Origin of the sequence: Arthrobacter sp. RIT-PI-e (assembly GCF_001187915.1) — a bacterium.
Lineage (GTDB): Bacteria > Actinomycetota > Actinomycetes > Actinomycetales > Micrococcaceae > Arthrobacter_D.
The window spans coordinates 25,435-48,950 of record NZ_LGIU01000003.1; the positions used below are offsets into that span (position 1 = coordinate 25,435).

General features: G+C 72.5%; 18 protein-coding genes. 5 read left to right on the plus strand and 13 right to left on the minus strand.

Annotation, left to right across the window (positions count from 1 at the left end; all coding sequences use genetic code 11):
- Positions 1-96 precede the first annotated feature (96 nt).
- The 4 genes from AC792_RS00180 to AC792_RS00195 all read right to left on the minus strand — a co-directional run bounded on the left by AC792_RS00180 (position 97) and on the right by AC792_RS00195 (position 9,548).
- Positions 97-3,732, minus strand: a complete 3,636-nt coding sequence (locus AC792_RS00180; RefSeq protein WP_082177204.1) for an Rne/Rng family ribonuclease — start codon at positions 3,730-3,732, stop codon at positions 97-99.
- A 374-nt stretch (positions 3,733-4,106) separates the two neighbouring features.
- Positions 4,107-6,080 (minus strand): 1-deoxy-D-xylulose-5-phosphate synthase, encoded by a 1,974-nt coding sequence (dxs, locus tag AC792_RS00185; RefSeq protein ID WP_049828586.1) that lies wholly within the window; start codon positions 6,078-6,080, stop codon positions 4,107-4,109.
- A gap of 140 nt (positions 6,081-6,220) precedes the next feature.
- Entirely contained in the window at positions 6,221-7,561 is a 1,341-nt protein-coding gene (locus tag AC792_RS00190; RefSeq protein WP_049828587.1) for a class I SAM-dependent RNA methyltransferase, read from the minus strand.
- 10 nt (positions 7,562-7,571) lie between these two features.
- Entirely contained in the window at positions 7,572-9,548 is a 1,977-nt protein-coding gene (locus AC792_RS00195) for an APC family permease (protein ID WP_235436275.1), read from the minus strand.
- Between the two features lie 104 nt (positions 9,549-9,652).
- On the opposite strand from AC792_RS00195, the gene AC792_RS00200 reads away from it, so the two are divergent.
- On the plus strand, positions 9,653-10,324 hold the full coding sequence (locus tag AC792_RS00200; RefSeq protein ID WP_049828603.1) for a potassium channel family protein: 672 nt from the start codon (positions 9,653-9,655) through the stop codon (positions 10,322-10,324).
- Positions 10,321-10,998, plus strand: coding sequence for a potassium channel family protein (locus AC792_RS00205; protein WP_049828589.1), 678 nt, complete (start codon positions 10,321-10,323; stop codon positions 10,996-10,998). The genes AC792_RS00200 and AC792_RS00205 overlap by 4 nt, the downstream gene beginning before the upstream one ends.
- Here AC792_RS00205 and AC792_RS00210 read toward each other — a convergent pair.
- From AC792_RS00210 to dut, 4 genes are read right to left on the minus strand one after another with little or no spacing between them, the layout of a single operon-like run.
- Positions 10,995-11,870: a DUF3159 domain-containing protein gene (locus AC792_RS00210; protein WP_082177205.1), complete on the minus strand. Its 876-nt coding sequence runs from the start codon at positions 11,868-11,870 to the stop codon at positions 10,995-10,997. The genes AC792_RS00205 and AC792_RS00210 overlap by 4 nt on opposite strands.
- Positions 11,871-12,221 carry a hypothetical protein gene (locus AC792_RS00215; RefSeq protein WP_235436276.1) on the minus strand — a complete coding sequence of 117 codons (351 nt, stop codon included), beginning with the start codon at positions 12,219-12,221 and terminating at the stop codon, positions 11,871-11,873.
- Positions 12,222-12,226: 5 nt separating this feature from the next.
- Positions 12,227-12,973, minus strand: a complete 747-nt coding sequence (locus AC792_RS00220) for a DUF3710 domain-containing protein (RefSeq protein ID WP_049828590.1) — start codon at positions 12,971-12,973, stop codon at positions 12,227-12,229.
- A gap of 13 nt (positions 12,974-12,986) precedes the next feature.
- Positions 12,987-13,538: a dUTP diphosphatase gene (gene dut / locus AC792_RS00225; RefSeq protein ID WP_235436277.1), complete on the minus strand. Its 552-nt coding sequence runs from the start codon at positions 13,536-13,538 to the stop codon at positions 12,987-12,989.
- A gap of 98 nt (positions 13,539-13,636) precedes the next feature.
- Here dut and AC792_RS00230 point away from each other — a divergent pair, with 98 nt between their 5' ends.
- Complete coding sequence (locus AC792_RS00230) at positions 13,637-14,113, plus strand: DUF3093 domain-containing protein (protein ID WP_049828591.1); 477 nt, start codon at positions 13,637-13,639, stop codon at positions 14,111-14,113.
- A 45-nt stretch (positions 14,114-14,158) separates the two neighbouring features.
- On the opposite strand, the gene AC792_RS00235 is transcribed toward AC792_RS00230, so the two are convergent.
- The gene (locus AC792_RS00235; protein WP_049828606.1) at positions 14,159-14,455 is read right to left on the minus strand and encodes a DUF4193 family protein; all 297 of its coding nucleotides are present in this window, start codon (positions 14,453-14,455) and stop codon (positions 14,159-14,161) included.
- Between the two features lie 201 nt (positions 14,456-14,656).
- On the opposite strand from AC792_RS00235, the gene sepH reads away from it, so the two are divergent.
- A complete protein-coding gene (gene sepH, locus AC792_RS00240; protein ID WP_049828592.1) occupies positions 14,657-16,054 on the plus strand; it encodes a septation protein SepH in 1,398 nt (465 codons plus the stop codon).
- Between the two features lie 20 nt (positions 16,055-16,074).
- Here sepH and AC792_RS00245 read toward each other — a convergent pair whose 3' ends face one another.
- Genes AC792_RS00245 through AC792_RS00260 form a run of 4 tightly spaced genes read right to left on the minus strand, consistent with a single transcriptional unit; the run spans position 16,075 to position 21,607 of the window.
- Positions 16,075-16,848, minus strand: a complete 774-nt coding sequence (locus AC792_RS00245) for a thymidine kinase (protein WP_049828593.1) — start codon at positions 16,846-16,848, stop codon at positions 16,075-16,077.
- Positions 16,841-18,049 (minus strand): alkaline phosphatase family protein, encoded by a 1,209-nt coding sequence (locus AC792_RS00250; RefSeq protein ID WP_049828594.1) that lies wholly within the window; start codon positions 18,047-18,049, stop codon positions 16,841-16,843. The genes AC792_RS00245 and AC792_RS00250 overlap by 8 nt, the downstream gene beginning before the upstream one ends.
- A 6-nt stretch (positions 18,050-18,055) precedes the next feature.
- The gene (locus AC792_RS00255) at positions 18,056-18,733 is read right to left on the minus strand and encodes a DUF5998 family protein (RefSeq protein WP_049828595.1); all 678 of its coding nucleotides are present in this window, start codon (positions 18,731-18,733) and stop codon (positions 18,056-18,058) included.
- A 48-nt stretch (positions 18,734-18,781) separates the two neighbouring features.
- Positions 18,782-21,607, minus strand: coding sequence for a bifunctional acetate--CoA ligase family protein/GNAT family N-acetyltransferase (locus AC792_RS00260; protein WP_049828596.1), 2,826 nt, complete (start codon positions 21,605-21,607; stop codon positions 18,782-18,784).
- A gap of 134 nt (positions 21,608-21,741) precedes the next feature.
- Here AC792_RS00260 and AC792_RS00265 point away from each other — a divergent pair.
- Positions 21,742-23,516 (plus strand): DNA gyrase/topoisomerase IV subunit A (locus AC792_RS00265; protein ID WP_049828597.1); only part of this gene is annotated, 1,775 nt, incomplete at its 3' end.

A 23,516-nucleotide genomic window follows, 5' to 3' on the forward strand; every position in this document is an offset into this window, starting at 1 on the left:
ACGGGCCAGCCTACCGCAGTACCGCGGGGTCCCGGTGGGACGGGGAAGGGCCGGGGTCGCACGACCCCGGCCCTTCCCTCACCCGCAGGCGTGCACCTACAGTTCGGACGCGGGAACCCCCACGCCGAACATGATCGGCTCGGCACCGCTGGGCGCGATCGTGCGCTGCGCCGGAGCGGCCGTGGCGACGTGCCGCGTCCCGGTGCCCTCGGCGGGCTCCGCCGTGGCCTGCGTCTCGATCGCGGTGTCCGCGGCACCCTGGGCGCTGCGGGCCACGCGGCGGGGGCGGGTCCGCCGGGCGGGAGGCGTCACGGCCGGCGCCTGGGCGGGAACCTCGGGGAGCCCGGTCCTGACCTGCTGCGCATCCCGTCCGTCGTGCCGGGCGGGCACCTCCCCGGGCTCGGCCCCGGTCACGGGCGTCCCGCCCGTCGAGGCCGTCGCGGGTTTCCGGTTGAACGCCTCACTGAGGCTGTCCAGCGTCAACCGCGTGGCCGGTGCGTCCTCCGCCTCGGGTTCCCCGGACCTGCGACCATCGGCACGCGGCAGTGTCACCGTCTCGCCGTTGATGGTGAGCACGGCCTCCGTCACCTGGACCTCGGGCACGGCGGGGAGCTGCTCCGCGGGTTCCTCCTGGGCGTGGTGCACAGCAGGTTCCTCGTGGGCGTGGTGCGTCGCGGCCGCGATGCTCGCCAGTGCCGCACGGGCGGCCTCCGCGCGAGCCGCACGCCCGGCGTCGTCCTCCGGTGCGGGAGGTGCCGGTTGGGACACGGTCTCGTCCTGCTGCTGGCCGTTGCGTCCGCGGTTGCGCTTGCGCTCGCTCCGCGACGGCCTGTCCGGGCGCACCTGCTGCTGGTGCTCGAACGTGGTGGCGGAGTGACGGTGCTCCACCGGCTCCAGGTGCGTCACCACACCGCGCCCGGCACAGTGCTCGCAGTCCTCGCCGAAGACCTCGAGCAGGCCCGTCCCCATGCGCTTGCGCGTCATCTGGACCAGGCCGAGGGAGGTGACCTCAGCCACCTGGTGCTTGGTCCGGTCACGGCCCAGGCACTCGACGAGTCGGCGCAGCACGAGGTCGCGGTTGGCCTCGAGCACCATGTCGATGAAGTCGATCACGATGATGCCGCCGATGTCGCGGAGCCGGAGCTGGCGCACCACCTCCTCGGCCGCCTCGAGGTTGTTCTTGGTGACGGTCTCCTCGAGGTTGCCGCCGCTACCGGTGAACTTGCCGGTGTTGACGTCCACCACGGTCATGGCCTCGGTGCGGTCGATCACCAGGGAGCCGCCGGAGGGCAGGAAGACCTTCCGGTCCAGCGCCTTGGAGATCTGCTCGTCGATCCGCGACGCCGCGAAGATGTCCTCCTCGCCCGTCCACTTCTCGAGCCTGCCCACGAGGTCCGGCGCCACGTACATCACGTACGCCTCGATGGTGTCCCAGGCCTCCTCCCCGGAGACCACGAGCTTCGAGAAGTCCTCGTTGAACACGTCACGCACCACCTTGATGGTGAGATCCGGCTCCCCGTACAGCAGCTCGGGTGCGAGGGTCTTCGTGGAGCCGGCCTTGCGCTCGATGTCCTCCCACTGGGCACGGAGCCGGTTGATGTCGTGGGTGAGCTCCTCCTCGCTGGCGCCCTCCGCCGCGGTCCGGACGATCACGCCGGCGTTCTCGGGCAGGCGGTCCTTGAGGATGCGCTTGAGGCGGTTGCGCTCCACGTCGGGGAGCTTGCGCGAGATACCGGTCATGGAGCCACCGGGCACGTAGACCAGGTAGCGGCCGGGCAGCGAGATCTGGCTGGTGAGCCGCGCACCCTTGTGGCCCACGGGGTCCTTCGTGACCTGGACGAGCACGGGGTCACCCGACTTCAGGGCGAGCTCGATCCGGCGGGGCTGACCGTCCAGGCCGGCGGCGTCCCAGTTGACCTCACCCGCGTACAGCACGGCGTTGCGGCCGCGGCCGATGTCGATGAAGGCGGCCTCCATGCTCGGCAGCACGTTCTGGACCTTGCCCACGTACACGTTGCCGATCAGGGAGTCCTGCTGGGTCTTCGACACGAAGTGCTCGGCGAGGATGCCGTCCTCCAGCACACCGATCTGGATCCTGTCGTCGCGCTGACGCACGATCATCTGCCGGTCCACGGACTCGCGGCGTGCGAGGAACTCCGCCTCGGTGATCACGTGGCGACGGCGGCCGGTGTCACGCGACTCCCGGCGGCGCTGCTTCTTGGCCTCGAGGCGCGTGGAGCCGCGGACGCTGGTCACGCGGTCGGACACCGGCTCCGCGTTCTGGCGGGGCGCACGCACACGGGTGACCGTGTTGGGCGGGTCGTCGTCCTCCCCGCCCGTGAGCTCGAGGTCCTGGTCCCCACGGCGGCGGCGGCGACGCCGGCGCGAGGTGACGTCCGCCGTCCCCTCGGGCCCGGCGGCCCCGGAGCGGCTCTCCGGGGCCTCGGACCCGTCCTCCCCCGTCCCGGGTTCGGCGGACGCGGAACCGCCGCGGCTCCGGCTGCGACCACGGCGGCTGCGGCGCGAGCGCCGGCCGGAGTCCTCGGTCTCCGTCCCTTCCTCGTCCTCGGCGTCGTCCTCCGGGGCGGGCGCCACCTGCACCGAGGGCACGGTCACCGTGCTGAGGTCGGGGGCGTGGAAGAGCAGGGAGAGCGGGGACTCGGGTACGGCGAAGGGGTCCGCCGCCGGACCCTCCGGGGCAGCGGCATCGGCTGCGGCCGTCGCGTCCACGTCCTGCGGGGCCGGATCGACCGGCGCTCCTGCGTCGTCGCGCTGCGTGTCCTGCGGGGCGGCTGCGCCGCGCGCGGACCGTCGGCGCGGCGTGCGGCGCGGCCGGGGGGGGTCCTCCTCCGGTGCTGCGACGTCGGCGGTGTTCCCGGCTGCCGCTGCGCTCGAGCTCGTGGCGTCCTGCTCCGTGACGGCCTGGTCCGTCCCGGCCCGGCTCGTGGCGGCCCGCTCCGCGCCCCGCTGCTGGCCCGGCTCCGCGAGGGGCTCGGCCGCGCGCCGGCTCCGGGTGGAGGACCGCCGCGCCCGCGCCGGGCGATCGGTGGTCGTCCGGGCGGCGTCGCCCGCGGTGTCCGCAGCGGCACCTGCGACGGAACCGGATGCATCCGTGGTCCCGGTCGATGCGGTCGGTTCGGCGTCGGTCGTCGTCCCGACGGCGGGGGCGCCCTCCGCGGGGGCGGCCGCACCCGGCTCCTGCGCGACGACGGCGTCCGGTGTGCGGGCCGGGCCGGCCTCGGCGGTGGCGGCCCGGCGCCGGGTTCGGGCGGGACGGCTGGGAGCGGCTGCCGCGACGGGCTGCTCGGCACCCGCGGATGCGGCACCGGCCGGCTCGGGGGCCACCGGATCCGCGCCGGCGACGGGGCTGCCCGCGGGACCGGTGGTCGCAGGACCGGCGGCCTCGGCAGCGTGCTCGGCGAGCGCGGCGTCCAGCGCGGTGTCGGCCGGCGTGGGGTCCTGGGTGGCAGCGACGGCGGACTTCCGCACGCGGGTGGCCCGGGTGCGGGTCGGGGCGGCGGCCGCGCCCTCCTCGGCCGGGGACGCCGGGGCGTCGGACCGCGGTGCCGGGGGCTGTGCTCCGCCAGGCTCCGGGACACTGGGCGGGGCTCCCGCGGGGGCGCTCGCGGTGCGGCGCTTCCTGGGCGCCTTCACCGGTGCGGTCTGCTCCTGCGCCGGGACCGTGGTCCCCGCCTCGTCCTGTTCGTTCCCCTGCTGCTCTGACTGGACCATGGGCACTCATTCCGAGCCCTGCGGCACCGGCCACATTCCGGCACCCGACAGGGCGGGTATGTCGGCCTGCCGCGGGCCCTTCGCCCGGCGGCGGGCCGGAAGTCGATGTCATGTCACCCGAGGTCACACCGGCGTGCGGGTGCGGAATCACTCGGAGACCAGTGGCGCTTTTCCACCTCAGCCGCCCGGGTGGGGCGGTGGGTCCCTCGAGCGGATTCCGCCTACTTCCGCCGACGGGGCGGACTCGGTAGCGCAGAAGCATCGCTCGTGGAACGGAAGCCTGTCACTGGACCGGCTCGGGAATGTGGTTCCCGCACCGGCCTTCGCCATTGTCTCACACGGACCTCCGGGCGCCTCCCGGCGCGGGGATCGGCTCAGTGCTTGGGCAGCTGCCCCGTGACGGGTGCCTGGTCCTCGACGAGCGGGCGTGCCACCGGCACCTTGGTCCCGAGGACCTGTGCCACGACGTCGTGCGTGATCTGCTGCGCCGTGAGCCCCACACGCTCGAGGATCTGCTTGCGTGTGCCGTGGTCGAGGAACTCGACGGGCAGACCCACCTCGTTCAGCGCGGTGTCCACCCCCGCGGCACGCATCTCCTGGCGCACCCTGGAGCCCACGCCTCCGGCGCGCACGCCGTCCTCGATGACGATCACGATGCGGTGCTGCGCGGCGAGGTCGATCACCGAGTGCGGGACCGGCAGCACCCAGCGCGGGTCGATCACGGTGGAGCTGATGCCGTGGGCGCCCAGCCTGTCGGAGACGTCGAGGGCGAGTTCGCTCATGGCGCCGACGCTGACGATCAGGACGTCGTTGGAGGAGGACTCCCGGGGGCGGCGGGAGAGCACGTCGACGCCGTCGTCCAGCCGCTCCAGGGCCTCCACCTCGGCGCCCACGGAGCCCTTGGAGTACCGCACCACGCTCGGGGCGTCGGAGATGGCCACGGCCTCGCGGAGCTCCTCCCGGAGGCGGGAGGCGTCACGGGGAGCGGCCAGGTGGAGCCCGGGGACGGCCTGCAGCAGGGAGAGGTCCCACATGCCGTGGTGGCTGGCCCCGTCCGGTCCCGTGACCCCGGAGCGGTCGAGCACGATCGTGACCCCGGCGCGGTGCAGCGCCACGTCCATGAGCACCTGGTCGAACGCCCGGTTGAGGAACGTGGCGTAGAGCGCGATCACCGGGTGCAGTCCGCCGTAGGCCATGCCCGCGGCGCTGGTCACCGCATGCTGCTCGGCGATCCCGACGTCGAACACGCGGTCCGGGTGGCGGGCGGCGAAGCGGTGCAGGCCCACGGGGATGAGCATGGCGCCGGTGATCCCCACGATGTCGGGCCGCTCGTCCGCGATGTCCGCGATCTCGTCCGCGAACACCGAGGTCCAGGACTCGGCGCCGGCGACGCCCACGGGCTCGCCGGTCTCGGGGTCTATGATGCCCACGGCGTGGAACTGGTCCGCCTCGTGGGCCCGGGCCGGGGCGTAGCCGTGGCCCTTCTCGGTGATGGCGTGCACGATCACCGGGCCCTCGTAGTTCTTGGCCAGCTGCAGCGCCTGCTCCACGGCGGACTGGTCATGGCCGTCCACGGGGCCCACGTACTTCATGCCCAGGTCCTCGAACAGGCCCTGCGGTGCCCACCAGTCCTTGATGCCCTTCTTCATGGCGTGGAGGCTCTTGTAGCTGAAGGCGCCGGCGGTGCCGCCGTTCTGCATGCGGTGCTTCACCCAGTCCAGGGTGCGCTCGTAGGAGCGGTGGGTCCGCACGGAGTCCAGCGTGGGCCGCAGCGAGGCCAGGTAGTCCGCGACCCCGCCGATGGTCGGTGCGTAGGAGCGGCCGTTGTCGTTCACCACGATGACCACGCGGCGTCGCTTGTCCGCCGCGATGTTGTTGATGGCCTCCCAGGCCATGCCGCCGGTCAATGCGCCGTCGCCCACCAGGACCACGGTGTAGCGCTCGCCCTCACCGCTCAGGACGCGGGCCCGCGAGATGCCGTCCGCCCAGGACAGGGAGGACGAGGCGTGGGAGCTCTCCACGATGTCGTGGACCGATTCCGCCCGTGAGGGGTACCCGGAGATCCCGCCCTCCTGCCGCAGCGTGCTGAAGTCCTGCCGCCCGGTGACGAGCTTGTGCACGTAGGACTGGTGGCCGGTGTCGAAGATGACGCTGTCACGGGGCGAGTCGAAGACGCGGTGGATGCCGAGGGTCAGCTCGACCACACCGAGGTTGGGACCGAGGTGCCCTCCCGTCCGTGAGACGTTGCGGACCAGGAAGGAACGGATCTCCTCGGCGAGCGTGGTGAGTTGAGCCTCGCTGAGTCTGCTCAGGTCCTGTGGGCCGTGGATCGTCTCCAGGAGTCCCATCGGCACCTCCTCGCTTGTTTCTCGGCAGGGCGCCAGCGCCCTCGAACGGGTTAACTCTAGCGTCCCCGACGTGCTGCGGGGGGTCACCGACGGGCCACGCACTCTGCGGTTCGGATGCGGTACGGGTGCGGTACGGGTGGTCAGGCGGCGGGCGGGAGCAGCCGGGCGAACGATTCCATGTGGTGGGTGTGCGGGTAGAGGTCGAACACGCGCAGCGCGTCCAGCGTCCACCCCGCACCGAGGAAGTACCCGAGGTCGCGGGCGAACGACGCCGGGTCGCAGGACACGTAGCCCACGGCACGCGGGCGGGCGTCGATGACCTGCCGGACCACCGTGCGCCCCGCCCCGGCGCGGGGCGGATCCAGCAGCACCACGTCCTGTGGATCGCGCCGGTGGCCGAGCACCGCGTCCACCCTGCCCTGCTCGATCACCACGTGGTCCCGTCCGTGCAGGTTCCGGCGGGCATCGCGGCTCGTACCGGAGGAGCCCTCCACCGAGAGCACCGAGCCCTCCGGTCCGACGGCGTCGGCCAGCGCCACCGTGAAGAGACCGGCACCGGCGTACAGATCGGCCACCCGCTCCCCCGCGGCCGGCTGCAGCCCGTCGAGCACGGCGCCCACGAGCACCTCGGGGGCGCTGCGGTGGATCTGCCAGAACCCGGCGCCGGTGACGCGGTACCCGGTACCGAGGACCTGCTCCTGGAGCCAGGTGCGCCCGCTGAGCCGCTGCACCCTGCCCGACTCCGGGTCGAGGACCCCCACGGAGGCGCCGCTGATCGCGGAGGCTACACCTGCGGTGCGACGGGGCGTGGTCCCGTCGGCCGGTACCAGCAGCACCAGCGGGTCGCCACCACCGGAGGGGACGGCCACGTCCACGCGTGCCATGCCGGTGAGATCCACCTCCCAGAGCCGGAGCCCGTTGACGGCACTCACCGCCAGCGGCATCTCACGGACGCGGACCACGTCGTGCGAGCGGTGCACGTGCATGGCCAGCCGGCCGCCGCGGTCCACGGCGAAGGCCGCGCGTGTCCGCCAGCCCAGCCCGTCGGCGGACTCACCGAGGGCCGGTTCCACCGTGATGGTCCGTTCCGTCCGCGCCAGGCGGGCGAGCTGCTCCTCGAAGATCGCGGCCTTGACCCGGCGCTGCTCGGCGAGGTCGATGTGCCCGAACTCGGCCCCTCCCACCGGGTGGCGTCCGGACGCGGCGGCCCGCAGCGCATCGGCCTGCGGCCAGGGATGGCGCACCCGGTGCGGGGACTCCTCGAGCACCTCCACGACGTCCGCGCGCCAGAAGCTGGCGTCGTCCGTCTCCGTGAAGCGCGCACGCACCCGCTCCCCCGGCAGGGCGTGCCGCACGAACACCACGCGCCCCTCGTGCCGGGCCACGAAGTGGCCTCCGTGCGCCGGGCGCTCGACGACGAGCTCGGCGGTGGACCCCGTGGCGGGTCCGGGGGCGGGTCGGGTCGGTGCAGCGTCGTTCATCGGTGTCTTCCTACTTCATGTCCTGGTAGATGCGGGCCGCGTCGGAGGACGCGAGCTGCCACGGCACGCTGGCCACCATCACCCCGGGGACGAAGTGCAGGCGGGCCTTGATGCGCAGGGCGGTCTGGTTGTGGACCAGTTGCTCCCACCACTTTCCCACCACGTACTCGGGGATGTAGACCACGATCAGGTCCCGCGGCGCATCACGGCGCACGGTCCCCACGTACTCGAGGATCGGGGTGACGGTGTCGCGGTAGGGCGAGGCGAGCACCGTGATCGGCACCGGGATCTCGTACTTCTCCCAGTCGGCGAGGGTGCGGCGGGGGTGTTCGGCATCGACGCCCCCCGTGCCGGCGGCGAGCCGGGGGGGCCTGGGGGCGCGGGCGAAGGCCAGGGCACGCAGCACGGGCTTGCGCACGTGCGAGACGAGGATCACGGCGTGGACCCGTGAGGGGAGCGCGCGCAGGCGCACGACGTCGTCGATCGCCAGCTCGTCGGCCACCGCGTCGTAGTGCTTCTTGATGCTGCGCATCACCACGAACAGCAGCGCCATGGCGAGCACGGTGATCCACGCGCCGTACTCGAACCGGGTGACCAGGATGACCACGAGCACCGCCGCGGTGAGACCGAAGCCGAGGGAGTTGATGGCACGGGACTTGTGGATCCTCCACCGGTCCTGCTTGCCCACCGTGCTGCGCAGCACGCGGTTCCAGTGCCGGATGAGACCCAGCTGGCCTCCCGTGAAGGAGACGAAGACCCCCACGATGTAGAGCTGCACGAGGGCGGTGACATCGGCTCTGAAGAGCAGGATCAGCACCATCGCACCGAGGCCCAGGGCGATGATCCCGTTGCTGAACGTGAGGCGGTCCCCCCGCGTGCTGAGCTGGCGCGGCAGGTAGCCGTCGCCGGCGAGGATCGAGGCGAGCACGGGGAAGGCGTTGAAGGCCGCATGGCCGGCGAGCATGAGGATCAGCGCCGTCACCGCCACCACGGCGGAGAAGGCCGGCGAGCCGGCCGTGAAGATCGTCGAGGCCAGCTGGCTGAGCACGGGGGCCTGGAGGTAGTCCGCGGCGACGGGGCTGCCGTCGATGAGCAGCTGCGCCGCCGGGTCCTGCACCACGTGGACGCCGGTGGTCCGGGCGAGGTGGATCACGCCGGCGAGCATCATCGAGGACACCACACCGAGCACCAGCAGCGTGGTGGCGGCGTTCCGGCTCCGGGGGGCCCGGAACCGGGGCACGTTCGCGCCCGGGCCCTCCAACCCGGTGAGTGCGACGGCGCCGGCCGAGAACGCGCGCAGGATCAGCAGCGCCCCGGCCAGTCCCACGAGCCCGCTGTCCAGCGCCGCGTCCGGCAGCACCTCGAACCCGGCGCTCGGCGCCTGTGCGAGGGTCCCCGAGAGCTCCTGCACGATCCCCGTGACGCACAGGGCGAGCACCCCCGTGAGGAAGGCGTAGGTGACCACGGCGCGGGCCCGCACACCGCGGGTGACACCGCGCAGGTTCAGCAGCACCAGCACGAGGACGCCGAGCACCGCGAGCAGCACCCGCACGTCGGCCAGCCCGGGTGCCAGCGAGACCGCGTACTGCGCCGCCGCGGAGACCGAGACGGCCACCGTGAGGAGGTAGTCGATCATCAGCGCGGAGGCCACGGTGGCGCCCGCACGGGGACCGATGTTGCGCTTGGCGATCTCGTAGTCGCCGCCGCCGGACGGGTAGGCGTGGACGGCCTGGCGGTAGGAGGCCACCACCACGAGCAGCACGGCGATCACCGCGAGACCCACCCAGGGCGAGATGGCCACGGCGGCCACGCCCGCGAGCGCGAGCGTCAGCAGGATCTCGTCCGGTGCGTAGGCCACCGAGGAGAGCGCACTGGTGGAGAAGACCGGCATGGCGAACCGCTTGGACAGACTCCTGTTCCTCAGCCTGTCATTGGCGAAGGGCCTTCCCACCAGCACCCGCTTGACGGCCTCGAGAAATGTCAGCACAGCCCACAGACTAGCGCGTCCGCCCATCTCCCCAGCCACTAGGCTGAGGGCTGGAACGGCAGGGAACGGCAGGATCGACGGACAAGGACCAGGGGGTGCCCGCGGTGGCTCATTTCGTGATCATGGGGTGCGGACGGGTGGGGGTGAGCCTCGCCCACACCCTGGACGAGTCCGGTCACTCGGTGGCGATCATCGACCAGGACGACCGCGCGTTCCGCCGCCTGCGCTCCTCCTTCGGGGGCCGGAAGGTCACCGGCGTGGGCTTCGACCGCGACACGCTCACGTACGCCGAGATCGAGGAGGCGTACGCCTTCGCCGCGGTGTCCAGCGGCGACAACTCGAACATCCTGGCCACCCGGGTGGCGCGGGAGATCTTCCACGTCCCGCACGTGGTGGCCCGCATCTACGATCCGGGCCGCGCGGAGATCTACCAGCGCCTCGGGATCCCCACGGTGGCCGCGGTGCGCTGGAGCGCGGACCAGGTGCTGCGCCGGATCCTGCCGGAGCAGAGCATCAACGGTGACTTCCGGGAGAGCTCCGGGCGCCTGATCCTCGCCGAGCTTGCCCTCAGCGACGCGTGGCTCGGCCGGTCGCTGCGCACCATCGAGGCCGCCAGCGGCGTCCGGGTGGCCTACCTCACCCGCTTCGGCGAGGGGATGCTCCCCTCCGCGGACACCAGCTACCAGCAGGGGGACATCGTGCACGCCATGATGAGCACGACGGCGACGGACGAGATCGGGCGCATCCTCGCCGCGGCACCGAGGGAGGAGCCATGAGGGTGGTCATCGCCGGTGCCGGCAGCGTGGGGTCCTCGATAGCCCGCGAGCTGCTCGGCAACAAGCACGAGATCCTGCTCATCGACGAGAAGCCCGAGGTGGTCGGGCGGAGCGGGCTGAAGGGCGCCACCTGGTTGATCGGTGACGCGTGCGAGCTGACCACGCTGAAGGACGCACGCCTGGAGGACGCCGACGTGGTGGTCTCCGCCACGGGTGACGACAAGGTCAACCTCGTGGTCTCGCTGCTCGCCAAGAGCGAGTTCGGGGTGGGCCGGACCGTGGGGCGCGTGAACAACCCGAAGAACGACTGGATGTTCGACGACTCCTGGGGCGTGGACGTGGCCGTCAATACGCCCAGGCTGATGACGGCCCTGGTGGAGGAGGCCGTGGAGGTCGGTGACCTCGTGCGCCTGCTGACGCTGCAGACCGGGGTGTCTTCGATCGTGGAGTTCACCGTGCCGCAGGACTCGCCGCTGGTGGGCGAGACCATCGGGTCGATCCGGCTGCCCGAGGACTGCGCCGTGGTGGCGGTGCTCCGCGACGAATCGCCGATGACCCCGAACCCGGACGACGTCGTGGAGGGCGGCGACGAGGTGTTCTTCCTGGCCGCGATCGCCGCGGAGGACGAGCTCCGCACGGTCCTCGCGGCCCGCACGGACGTCGCGGAGGACTAGGGACCCGGGCGTGCGGCGTCAGCGTCCCCGCGGACCGTCCGCGGGCGGGAGACCAGCCAGGCCAGCCAGATCCCCAGCGCGTAGAGCGGCAGTCCCATCGCCACGCGGCTCGAACCCAGGGCGGTGATGTTCCCGGCGAGGTACAGGGGCACCTGCACCACGAGCCGGAGCGCCAGCACGGACACGATGATCCAGGTGGCGGTGCCGTACGCCCGCACGCGCGCGGGGTCCTTGCGCCACTCGATGCCCTCGTTGCGGATGAACCCGAACAGGAGCCCTGCGAAGGGCCAGCGGAACACCACGGACGCCGCCATGGCGATGATGTAAGCGCCGTTGATGAAGAACCCGGGGAGGAAGAAGTCCTCGGCGTTCCCGGTGCGCTGCGCCACGAAGGCGCAGAACGCCACCCCGACGAGCCCGGCCACGGCCTGGGTGAGAGGGGTGCGCGAGACCAGGCGGACCAGGGTGAAGACCGCGGAGACGGCCAGTGCCGCCACGAGGGAGACGGTGAGGTCACGGGTGATGGTGAACAGCACCGTGAAGACCAGCCCCGGGGCGATGCTCTCCGCGAGGCCCTGGACACCGCCGATCGAGGAGAGCACGTCGATCTGCCCGGCGTCGTTGCGCCGCACCCCGGACCTGGCCGCGTACTGCGTGGCGAAGTCCGCGGCCGACGGCGCTCCCGCCTGCTCGGCGGGAGGGACCGCGCCCCCTGATCCCGCACGCGATCCGGTGCCTGTGCGTCCGTCGGTCCGCGGAACACTGCCGGGAGGGGTGCCCTCGGCACCGGGCGCACCCTCCGCCGGAGTGGTTGCGGACGGTTCGGCCCGGGGCCCGGTCTCGTTCCGGGGATCGTTCGTGGGGTGGCTCATTCAGTTCTCCTCGGGACGGCCGATGATCTCGTAGCGGGGGTTGTAGACGGTGGGCACGCCCTCCACCCGGCTCACCATGCCCTCGAACCGTAGCTCCACGCCGGCCTCGACCCCGGGGACGCGCCGTCGGCCCATCCAGATGATGCGGATGCTCTGCTGCACACCGCCCCCCTCGATCCGCGCACGTGCAGTGAAGGAGGGAAGGGCGGTGGCGGGAGCCACCGTGATGCGGTCGATGACCCCGCGTACCCCCACCCTGCCGCGGACGGGCAGCGCGGCCGTCTCCTGGGGCGGGGGGGACGCCCGCCCCGCGGGAGGGAGGGTGCGAGGGGCGCGCGGCCGGGAGGGCACCGGCGTCAGCGGGTCTCGGTGATCTCGGGGCCGCGCTGCAGCGGGTCGAAGTCCGGCTGCGCGGGAGCCTGCGGCGGGGCCGGGGCCGCTGCGGCGTCCTTCGGGACCCTGAGCTGCAGGAGCTCGCGGGGCGGCAAGGGCAGGTCACCCCGGATCACCACCACGCTGCGGAAGAGCTCCTCCACCGGGGCCGCCGCCGCGTCGTCGATCGCGGCCGGGCCCCCGAAGACCCCGCGCAGGAACCAGCGCGGGCCGTCGATCCCCACGAAGCGGGCCACCCGGTAGCCCGCCTGGCCGTCCGGGGTCTGCGCGGGGACCTTGGCGAGCAGCTCCGTGCCCAGGCGCCCGGGCCGGGCCTCCACCGTTCCGCCCTGGGAGCCCACGGACACGCCGATCTGCTCCCTGATCTCGTCCCAGAGACCCTCGGTCCTCGGCGCGGCGAAGGCCTGGAGCTGCAGCGTGGACCCGCCGAGATCGAGCGTCACCGCGATCACGCGCTTGGTGCGCTCCTCCACCTCCAGGCGCAGCTGCAGACCCTCGGTGGCGTGGATCCGCAGCGCACCGAGATCCACGTACCCGCTCGCGGTGTCCTGCTCCGACTCGTCGAACGGCCCCTCTCCCGCCCGGTCGTACGCGGCGCCCGCCGCGGGACCGTCCGCGGCTGCGCCGGTCGCGGGCGTGGCCTGCGCTTCCTGCTCCGCCACGCTCTGGGCGGCGTCGTCCTGATTCTTCTTCCTGCGGCCGAATACCATGTCCGGATCCCTTTCACTGGTGACGGAGGTCGGATTCTGTGGTGCTGCCGGCGGTCGTCGCCGCCCGGTGTGCGGGAGGACCGTCCTCGGGCCGCGCTGCGGTCCCGGCGCCCGTGAAGCCCCCGGTGGAGCCGAAGCCCCCGGTGCCGCGTGCGCTCGCCGGGAGCTCCTGCACCACGCTGAAACGTGCGTGCTCCACGCGCTGGATCAGCAGCTGCGCGATCCGGTCGCCGCGGGAGATCCGCACGGGTTCCCGGGCGTCGGTGTTGAGGAGGCACACCTTGATCTCACCCCGGTACCCGGCATCGACGGTGCCGGGAGCATTGACGATGGTGACGCCGTGGCGGGCGGCGAGCCCCGACCTCGGGTGCACGAGGCCCACGTACCCGGACGGCAGGGCCATCGCGACGCCCGTGGGGACCAGTGCACGCTCACCGGGCAGCAGCACGAGATCCGTCGTGGACCTCAGATCGGCGCCGGCGTCACCCTCGGTGGCGTAGGTGGGGGGTTCCAGGCCGTCGTCGAGCATCGAGATCTGGACCGGGAGGTCCTGCTGTGTACTCATCGACTGCATCTCCCACGCAAGCTGTCCGGTTACCAGCACCCCACTTTAGCGTCATCGGCCCGGATGAGACTGCGCCCGAATGGTGGAATGCTGGTGTCATGTCCAGCGCGTCAGGGGAAGCTCCCCTCAACCCACCCGATCAGACCGTCCTGTACGAGGAGAAGCTGCGGCCCTCCTTCTGGATCTGGGTGATCGCCGCCGGTGTCTCCTCCGCGGTGATCGTGATGTTCGCCCCGATCTCGCTGGAGGTGGGGTACGGGGCCGCCGTGGTGTTCGCCGGCATCGTGGCCACCCTGCTCGTGCTGTCCACGCCGCGCATCGTGCTCACCCCGTCCACGCTCACGGTGGGCCGGGCCACGATCGGACGTGAGTACCTGGGGGGCGTCGAGTCGTTCCGGGGCGAGGACGCCACCTACCAGCGCGGACCCGGCCTCCACGGTCTTGCCTACCTGTGTATCCGCGGCTGGATCTCACCGGTGGTGCGGATCGAGGTGACGGACCCGGAGGACCGCACACCCTACTGGCTCGTCTCCTCGCGCCGCCCCGAGGCCCTGGTCGAGGCCCTCGGGGCCTGAGCGCGTGCCCCGCCGGCGGAGCACGCGCAGCCCGTTCCCGGGCCTTCAGCCCTCGCAGTCGGAGCAGTAGAGCATCCCGCCGCGGTCCAGGGCGATCTGGGACCGGTGGCGCACGAGGAAGCAGGACGCGCAGGTGAACTCGTCGGCCTGCGCGGGGCGGATCTCCACCGCGATCTCCTCGGTGGAGGGATCGGCGCCGGGCAGCTCGAAGGAGTCCGCGGCGGCGAGTTCCTCCGCGTCCACCACGGGGTGCTGCGGGGCCGGGAGCCGTCCCGGGTGCGGCTCCCGGCCCGGGCGGTCGGCCGGGACCGTCGTGCCGCGTACGTCGTAGTTCGTGCTCATACCTGTGTTCTCACGCTCCATGCTGTTCGGCGTCTCGGTGGTGGTTCCCACGGCGTTCCCAACGCCGCGGCGGGCCGATTTGTGCCCGGCTCCCGTGTGCTGCAGGCGGGGCGGTCGGCGCCACGCGTCGGGCCGTAGTAGGAATGCCCGCCGTTCAATGGCAAAGTTTGCCCTAGGAATCACTGTCGGCTGGAGGAATTGATGCAGGAGTTACGCCTGGTGAGTGTCCACGAGGACGGCGAGCACCTGCTGCTGGGCGGGGACCAGGATGCGAGGTTCTCGCTGCCCATCGACGACGCACTGCGCTCGGCCACCTCCCGCACCCCCGGCGAGGCCCCGGCACCCGCCGCACCGGTACGTCAGAAGCAGCCCAGGCCACCGGTCCCGCTGACACCCCGCGACATCCAGGCCCGGATCCGCGCCGGGGCCACGGCGGAGCAGGTGGCCGCGGAGTCCGGCGTCGAGCTCGCCTCCGTACGGCGCTACGAGGGCCCGGTGCGCGCCGAACGCGACTACGTGGCCTACCTGGCGCAGCGCGTGGAAGTGGCCACCCCGATCCCCAGCCACGACGGCTACCGTTCCGCGTTCGGCGACGAGCCGGCACTGCTCGGCGACATGGTGGCCTACCGGGTACAGGGCTACGGGGTCGACGCCGCGTCCCTCGAGTGGGACTCGTGGCGCCGGCCGGACGGCTCCTGGCACGTCGAGGTGTCCTTCGAGCTCCCCGACTCCTCCACCGTGGACCTCGGGGAGCAGCCCCCCGCGCAGTGGACGTACAACCCCACGCGGAAGACCGTGGTCAACGGCAACCGGTGGGCGCAGGTGCTCAGCGAGCTCGAGCCGCTGGACGGCCCCCTGCCAGCCCGTCGCCTCAGCGCGGTGGCGGACCGCGTGTCCGACGTCGAGGCCGAGCAGCAGGAGCACGCCCCTTCGGGGACGGGGACGGACACGGACGGCCTGCTCGACGTACTCCGCTCGCGGCGCGGGCAGCGGCTCGGGGTGGACGAGGAGGGCGACGACGCCCTCGCGGTGCTCCTCACCCGCGGGTCCGTCCCCGCGGCCCGCCCGAACGACGAGGTCGACGAGGCCGACGGTCCCGCCGCCGAGCACACGGGTGGGACCGGGGGCCCCGCGGCCCGCAGGCTGTCCCTCGCTCCCGGCGCCGACCGCGTGACCGGCGGGGACCACGACGACGACCATCACGACGACAGCGGTGGCGACAGCAGCGATGCGGCCGGGGAGTTCCCCGGCGGTGCACCGGGACGCCAGGACGACGGGGCCTCCCGGCCTCGCGACGGCGTGGGCTCCGGGACCCGCGAGGTCAGCGCGTTCGCCGGACCGACGCACCGACCGGCCAGGGCTCAGCGGCCTACCGGGGACCAGCGGCATGCCGGACCGGAGCGGGCGGAACCCGGCAGCGCGAAGGCGTCGGGCAAGGACGACACCGCCGCCCGGACCCCGGGCTCCGGGGGCAACCGGGACGCAGGCGATGCCCCCGCGGAGGACGCCGAGGCCGTGGGCCCTGAGCGGCGCATCAAGCCGAAGCGCTCCAGTGTCCCCAGCTGGGACGACATCGTCTTCGGCCGGAAGGGCGAGTAGTCCCGCCTCCGGTGCGGCCCTCAGCCGGTGCGGTGCTCCGCCGTCGGCGTCAGCTCCGCGGCCCGGCCGTCCGTGACCGCGGCCTGGTCGAACGGCAGCGGGACCTCGTTGGCCCCGAGCGAGGGTGAGCTGCCGGAGGTCTGGCGCCGCAGATGATGGCGGCGGCACAGCGTCTCGTAGCCCACCACGGGTGCCGGAGCCGAGCCGGGCGAGGACGCCGTGCCCGGCTCGGAGAATTCCTGCCCGGGAGCGGCCTGCGCGTGCTGGTCGACGTCCCCCACCACCATCTGGTCCCCCTCGACCACCATCACGCCGTCCACGATGCGGGCGTTGTGGGTGGCGCGCTTCCCGCACCAGCACAGGGCCTCGACCTGCAGCACCTGGATGCGGTCCGCGAGCTCGATCAGCCGCTGGGATCCGGGGAAGAGCCGGGTGCGGAAGTCCGAGGTGATCCCGAAACCGAACACGTCGATGTCCATCTCGTCCACCACGCGTGCCAGCTGGTCGATCTGCTCCACGGTGTAGAACTGGGCCTCGTCGCAGATGACGTAGTCGATCCGCGCGCCGAGGGTCTGCCGCAGGGACAGCTCCACCCAGAAATCGGTGTCCGGGAGCACTTCGACGGCGGGTACCTGCAGTCCGAGGCGGCTGGAGATCATCGACTCGCCGGCGCGGTCGTGGGAGCTGAACAGTACGCCGCGGCGGCCCCGTGCCTGGTGGTTGTGGTCCATCTGGAGGGCGAGGGTGGACTTGCCGCAGTCCATGGTGCCCGAGAAGAAGAGCAGCTCAGCCACGCCGTGCCCCCTTCCCGCTCCCCCGCCGGCGTGCTGCCGCGTCCGCGGGCCCGGTCAGCGTCAGGAGCGGGACCTCCCGCTCCGCGCGCGTCAGCGAGCCATGATGACCCACCATCCCGAAGGCGGCCGGCCCTGCCTTCCGGCCGTCGATCAGGGCGATCCCCTCGCGCGCCAGGACCAGCAGGTCCCCGATGCGCGGGAGCACGGATGCGTGCACCTCACCGAAATACCCCGCCCCGACCGCTTCCGCGCGGGTCACTACCCAGGCGTACCTGCCGAAGGCCGTCTCCCAGCGGGCCGCCAGCGCCGCCCGCCCGGCGTCGGACATCGCCGGGTCGAGGTAGAGGTGCAGCATGCGCGGTTCACCGCCGGTGTGCACCACACCCTCGAGGAGCCCCGGCAGCGCGGAGTAGTCGATCCGCTGCGACGCAGGGACATCCACCATCCCGTGGTCCGCGGTGAGGAGCAGCAGCGTGTCGGAGGGGACCCTGCGCGCCAGGAGCCTCAGGGCCGCGTCGAGGTCCTCGAGGGCCCGCACCCACTCGGCGGAGTCCACGCCGTACCGGTGCCCGGCCTTGTCGAGGTCGTTGAGGTAGAAGTACAGGAGCATGCGCGGCTCACCGGAGAGCGCGCCGGCGGCGGCGTCGATGCGGGCGTGGATGGTGTTCGCGCCGAGGAAGGACCCGCCGCGCAGCGCGGCCCGGGTCATGGACGAGTCGGCGAACCGGGGCGAGCTCACGGTGACCACCGGGAGGTGCTCGGCCACGCGCTCGAACACCGTGGCGTGCGGTTGCCACACGAGCGGGTCCACGCCGGCGTCCCACCGCCCGAGCATGTTCACGATCCTGTCCTGTGCGGGGTCGAGGACGTCGTACCCCACCATGCCGTGGGATCCCGGCGGCAGTCCGGTGCCGAACGTGGCGAGCGAGGCCGCCGTGGTGGAGGGGAACGCAGAGGTCAGGGTCCTGGCGGTGTCGAGGCTCTCCCGGAGGAACGGCACGTGGGCAGCGTGTCTGCGCAGCAGCACCGCCCCGAGGCCGTCCACCATGACCACGGCCACCCGGGGCGCCGACGGCAGCCCGAGGGTGTTCGTGAACCCCTCGACGCCGAGGGCGGCGGCGGCGCTGGGCAGCACCTCGGCCAGGGTGGAGGCACCGTAGGCGGGAGGCGGCGGGAGGGGGTCGGGGAAGGGCGCGGGCATCAACCGTTACCGCTGGCGGTGCGCGCGGGTGAACCGCCCACCGAAGCCCTGTTGACGGCGCTCCACGGCGTCGGACCCGGCGAGCGCCCCACCGGTCAGCGGGCTCTCCGTGTTGGCCTTCCGCAGGGCGCGCGCGAACGCCTTCGCGTTCTGCACCGCCTGGGCGCCGTCGGCCTCCGCGCTGACCCGCAGCACGATGTCCTCCTGGGCCACCGTGCCGGTGTACCCGTGGTCGGCGTCGCAGGAGGGGTCGCCACAGCCGGCCGGCCCGAGGTCCAGGCGCTGTCCGCCGGACCAGGCGATCGCGAGCGTCATCTCCCGCACCGGGTCGCTGGGCTTGTAGTTCTGCGGCTGCGCGTAGAGGTAGCTGAGCACCACGGAGCGGATCTGGCTGACCGGCACCGATTCGGTGGAGACCTGGGCCGTCACCTGCTCGCCGGCGTCGTCGAGCTGCTGGTCGTCCACGTGGGTGATCACGAGCATGTCCTCGGTGAGCACGAGCACGGTGATGTGCCGGTGCACCTCGGTGCGCTCGAAGTGCGTCTCGAGGTGGGCCACGTGGGAGAGCGGTTCGCGGCCGTCCAGGGCGTCGTGGACGACGTCGGCCACGAGCCGCGGGTAGAAGCCGGCCCGCTCGAGCGATGCATCGAGGTCACGCCAGGGCGCTGAGAGCGATGGGGTCATGCCCCCAGTTTCCCCCACCGGGTCTCGTTGTGCGAAACCCGGCGGGCCTCAGTCGCGCATGGCGCGCCGCGCGCTGTCCGTGCGCTGCTGCGGATTGCCGACGTCGATCGCCGCGCTCAGCACGGCGAGCCCCTCGGCGGCCACCAGCACCGGGTTGAAGTCCAGGCGGGCGATCTCCGGGTGGTTGTCCTTGAGCAGGGCCACGCGCGCCACGAGGTCCTCGAGCGCGGCCACGTCGGCCGGCGGCAGGCCCTGGTACCCGAAGAGCTTGCGGGAGGCCCTCGGCGCCCGGACGAGGTCCGCGACGTCCACCGTGCTCAGGGGTGGGACGGCGTGCGCCCAGTCGTCGAGGAGGTTCACGGCGTCGCCGGCGAGCCCGAAGGAGATCACCGGCCCCAGCAGCGGGTCCTCGATGGCGCGGACGGTGCAGGCCTGCCCGGCGGGCGCCATGGACTGCACCTCCATGCCGAAGCTGCCGAAGGGCGCGAGGATCTCCTCCATGCGGGTGATGTTCCGCCGTAGCGACTGCGGGGTGTCGATGTTCAGCCGCACGCCGCCGAGATCCAGGCGGTGCCGGAGGTTCTCGTCCGTGGTCTTCAGCGCCACCGGCCAGCCCAGCCGTGCGGCCTCCTCGACGGCCTGCTCGGCGGACACGAACGGCGCCGAGGGCAGGAGCCCGATCCCGTACGCGGCCAGCAGTGCGGTGCCCTCCTCCTCGGTCAGCCGGACGAGGTCGACGCCGGAGACGCGGGTGCGCACCCTCAGCAGCACGCGTGCCGCCTCGTCGACGTCGACGCCGGCGGGGTCGGTGAATTCCCCGTGGTCGCGGGAGCGCCACCAGGCGTACCGCACCACCTTGCCGAGCGCCGCGAGCGCCGCGCCCGGGCTGCGGAAGCACGGGACACCCGGCTGGAGGGGCAGCCGGGTGCCCTCCGCGTCGACGTCGGCGGGCGTGCCGGACGCCGTGCCGGCCGCACTAGCCGCTCCGCTTGCCCCGGCCTGATCGAGCAATCCGGAGGGTGTCCCGGGGGATCCGGCACCGGCACCGGGTGCGGGGCGTGAGGGGTCGGCCACGAGCCCGTCCAGCTGGAGGCGGTCGTCCAGGATCCCGGTGAAGGAGGCGATGACCGGTTTGCCGGCGTCCTCGGCGCACCGTTGGAGACACGCGGCGACCGACTCGGCGGTGAGGCCGCGGGCGGGGAGCGTGGTGACGATCGCCGCGTGCACGGACTCCTCGCGCAGCGCCGCACCCACCATGGCCGCCAGCGCCGGCAGCACCACCGAGTGGCCGGCGTCGAGATCGAACCCGACCTCCAGCCGTGCCACCTCCATGCCCTGGGCCACCACGCCGTCCGCCACCACCTTGCCGAGGGCGGAGGAGTTGCTGAACACCGCGATCCCCGGACCCTGGGGCAGCGGCTGACTGGCCACGATGGTGGCGATGTCCATGAGCTGCTCGGTGGTTCCCACCCGCATCACCCCGGACTGCCGGAGCATGGAGTCCAGGGCGCCCGGCGGTGCCTCGGTGGTGCGCACGGCGTGGCCGGGCGGGAGCTGCAGCCCCGTCACGTCCGATTTCGCCACGATCACGGGTTTGGTGCGGGCGAGCCGGCGGGCGATCCGGGAGAACTTCCTCGGGTTGCCGATCGACTCGAAGTAGAGTCCCACGGCGCGGGTGGCGGGATCGTCCTCCCAGAACTGCATGGCGTCGTTGCCCGAGACGTCCGCCCTGTTGCCCGCGGAGATCACGGAGGAGACCCCGAGGCCGCGCCGGCGTGCGCTCGCGTAGAGGAGCACACCGAGGCCCGCCGACTGGCTGAACAGGGCCATGGCGCCCCGCTCCGGCAGACCGGGGGCCATGGAGGCGTTGAGGCGCACCACGGGATCCGTGTTGACCAGCCCGAGCGACGCCGGTCCCACCACGCGCATCCCGTGCGCCCGGGCGCGGTGCACGAGGGCGCGCTGCCGCGCGAGGCCGTCGCCGTCGTCGTCCGCGTAGCCCGCGGTGACCACCAGCAGGCCCTTGACACCCGCGCGGGCGCACTCGTCCACCACGGCGTCGACCTGCTCGTACGGCACGGCGATGACCGCGAGGTCCACCGGCCCGGGCACCTCGGCGAGGGAGGCGTGGGAGACCATGCCGTTCAGCTCGAAGGCCTCGGGGTTCACGGCGTGCACGGTACCCGTGAACCCGCCGTCCACGAGGTGCTCGAGGAGTGCGTGGCCCACCGTGCCCCATTCGCGGCTGGCACCGATCACGGCCACGGACGACGGCGTCAGGATCTCCGCCATGCTCCTGGCCTCCGCGCGGTGCTCGCGGGCCTCCATGACGTCACGCGAGCGGCGGGTGGGGTCGATGTCGAAGCTCAGCACCACCACGCCGTCGTCGAAGTGCCGCTCCACCTCGTACCCGGCCTCGGCGAACACCGTGATCATCTTGCGGTTCTCCGGCAGCACCTCGGCGGAGAACCGGCGGATCCCGTTCTCGCGGGCGGCGGCCGCGAGGTGCTCGAGCAGGATCGAGCCGAGCCCGCGCCCCTGGTGGTGGTCCGAGACGTTGAAGGCCACCTCCGCCTCGAGGGGGTCGTCGAGGCGGTCGTAGCGGCCGATGCCGATGATGTCCGTGCCGCGCGTGATCACGAAGGCCACCCGGTCGCGGTGGTCCACCTCCGTGAACCGGCGGAGTTCCTTCGCGCTGAGCCTGGCCTTGTAGGTGAAGAACCTCAGGTACACGGAGGCCTGGGACTGCCGCACGTGGAAGGCCTGCACGGCGTCCGCGTCGAGGGGCGAGATGGGCCGCAGGTGGGCCGTCCCGCCGTCACGCAGGACGACGTCGGCCTCCCAGTATTCGGGGTATTGTCCCTCGCTCACCATAGACTCAGGGTAGTCGGCATGCCCCCGGGCGGAGGTCCCACCGTGTTCGGCCCCCGTCGCGGTGGTCCGCCGGCGCACCTGTCCCGTACCCCTGAGTCTCCGTACCCCTGAATCGTTGAGGAACCACCACGCACATGGCCAGGCGCCAGAGCTCCGTCCCGCCGGAGGATTTCACCGAGAAGATCATCGACATCGATGTCGAGGCCGAGATGCAGGAGTCCTTCCTGGAGTACGCGTACTCCGTGATCTACTCGCGTGCCCTGCCCGACGCGCGGGACGGGCTGAAGCCCGTGCAGCGCCGCATCCTGTACATGATGAGCGAGATGGGCCTGCGCCCGGAGCGCGGGCACGTGAAGTCGGCACGCGTGGTGGGCGAGGTGATGGGCAAGCTGCACCCGCACGGCGACAGCGCCATCTACGACGCCATGGTGCGCATGGCGCAGGACTTCTCCCTGCGCCTGCCCCTGATCGACGGGCACGGCAACTTCGGTTCGCTCGACGACGGCCCGGCCGCCTCCCGGTACACCGAGGCCCGCCTCGCGGCCCCCGCCCTGACCATGACGGAGCACCTGGGCGAGGACGTCGTGGACTTCGTCCCCAACTACGACAACCAGCTCACCCAGCCGGAGGTGCTGCCCGCGGCGTTCCCGAACCTGCTGGTCAACGGCGCCAGCGGGATCGCCGTGGGCATGGCCACGAACATGCCGCCGCACAACCTCGGCGAGGTGGTGGCGGCCGCACGGCACCTCATCGCCGAACCAGGTGCCGCGCTCGAGGACCTCATGCGCCTCGTCCCCGGCCCCGACCTGCCGAGCGGCGGCAAGATCGTGGGGCTGGAGGGCATCCGCGACGCCTACGCGAGCGGCCGGGGCTCCTTCAGGACGCGCGCCACCGTCACGGTGGAGCAGCTCTCGGCCCGCCGGACCGGCCTCGTGGTCACGGAGCTGCCCTACACGGTGGGCCCCGAGAAGGTCATGGAGCGGATCAAGGACGCCGTCACGGCCAAGAAGCTGCAGGGCATCTCCGACATCGTGGACCTCACCGACCGCGTGAAGGGGCTGCGGCTCGTGATCGAGCTGAAGAACGGGTTCAACCCGGACGCCGTGCTCTCCCAGCTCTACCGCCACACCCCGATGGAGGACTCCTTCGGGATCAACAACGTGGCCCTCGTGGACGGGCAGCCGCGCACCCTCGGTCTGCTGGAGCTGCTCCGGGTGTACATCGACCACCGCGTCCTGGTGGTCCGGCGCCGCACCTCCTACCGCCTGGCGCGCAAGCGCGACCGCCTGCACCTGGTGGAGGGCCTGCTGGTGGCGATCGTGGACATCGACGAGGTGATCCGGATCATCCGGTCCTCCGACGAGACCGCCGCCGCCCGGACGCGTCTCATGTCCGTCTACGCCCTCTCGGAGATCCAGGCCAACCACATCCTGGAGCTGCGGCTGCGCCAGCTCACCCGGTACTCGCGGATCGAGCTGGAGAAGGAGCAGGAGCAGCTGCGCCTCGACATCACCGGGCTCGAGGCGATCCTCGGCTCGGACGAGCGGCTCCGCGGCCTCGTCTCCGACGAGCTCGGCGCCCTGTCCGAGCAGTACGCCACACCGCGGCGCACCGTGCTGCTGGAATCGGAGGCGGCCGCGCCCCTGAAGGGCACACCGCCGTCGGGCGCCGCCGGGAGGAACGCCGGGGCGGTCCTGCCGCTGGAGATCGCCGACGACCCTTGCTGGGTGGTGCTCTCCGCCTCGGGCCAGCTCGCCCGGACCTCCGACCGCGAACCGTTCGGTGACGGCCGGCGCGTCAAGCACGACGCCCTGCGCTCGGTCCTGCCGGCCACCGCGCGCGGTGAGGTGGGTGCCGTGACCTCCGCGGGCCGGATGGTCCGCCTGCAGGTGATGGACATGCCCACCCT

What these genes read in the sequence shown, in the direction of transcription:
- AC792_RS00180 (WP_082177204.1), bottom strand. Translation starts at nt 3,732, where the DNA reads ATGGTCCAGTCAGAGCAGCAGGGGAACGAACAGGACGAGGCGGGGACC.
- dxs (WP_049828586.1), bottom strand. Translation starts at nt 6,080, where the DNA reads ATGGGACTCCTGGAGACGATCCACGGCCCACAGGACCTGAGCAGACTC.
- AC792_RS00190 (WP_049828587.1), bottom strand. Translation starts at nt 7,561, where the DNA reads ATGAACGACGCTGCACCGACCCGACCCGCCCCCGGACCCGCCACGGGG.
- AC792_RS00205 (WP_049828589.1), top strand. Translation starts at nt 10,321, where the DNA reads ATGAGGGTGGTCATCGCCGGTGCCGGCAGCGTGGGGTCCTCGATAGCC.
- AC792_RS00210 (WP_082177205.1), bottom strand. Translation starts at nt 11,870, where the DNA reads ATGAGCCACCCCACGAACGATCCCCGGAACGAGACCGGGCCCCGGGCC.
- AC792_RS00220 (WP_049828590.1), bottom strand. Translation starts at nt 12,973, where the DNA reads ATGGTATTCGGCCGCAGGAAGAAGAATCAGGACGACGCCGCCCAGAGC.
- dut (WP_235436277.1), bottom strand. Translation starts at nt 13,538, where the DNA reads ATGAGTACACAGCAGGACCTCCCGGTCCAGATCTCGATGCTCGACGAC.
- AC792_RS00230 (WP_049828591.1), top strand. Translation starts at nt 13,637, where the DNA reads ATGTCCAGCGCGTCAGGGGAAGCTCCCCTCAACCCACCCGATCAGACC.
- AC792_RS00235 (WP_049828606.1), bottom strand. Translation starts at nt 14,455, where the DNA reads ATGAGCACGAACTACGACGTACGCGGCACGACGGTCCCGGCCGACCGC.
- sepH (WP_049828592.1), top strand. Translation starts at nt 14,657, where the DNA reads ATGCAGGAGTTACGCCTGGTGAGTGTCCACGAGGACGGCGAGCACCTG.
- AC792_RS00250 (WP_049828594.1), bottom strand. Translation starts at nt 18,049, where the DNA reads ATGCCCGCGCCCTTCCCCGACCCCCTCCCGCCGCCTCCCGCCTACGGT.
- AC792_RS00255 (WP_049828595.1), bottom strand. Translation starts at nt 18,733, where the DNA reads ATGACCCCATCGCTCTCAGCGCCCTGGCGTGACCTCGATGCATCGCTC.
- AC792_RS00260 (WP_049828596.1), bottom strand. Translation starts at nt 21,607, where the DNA reads ATGGTGAGCGAGGGACAATACCCCGAATACTGGGAGGCCGACGTCGTC.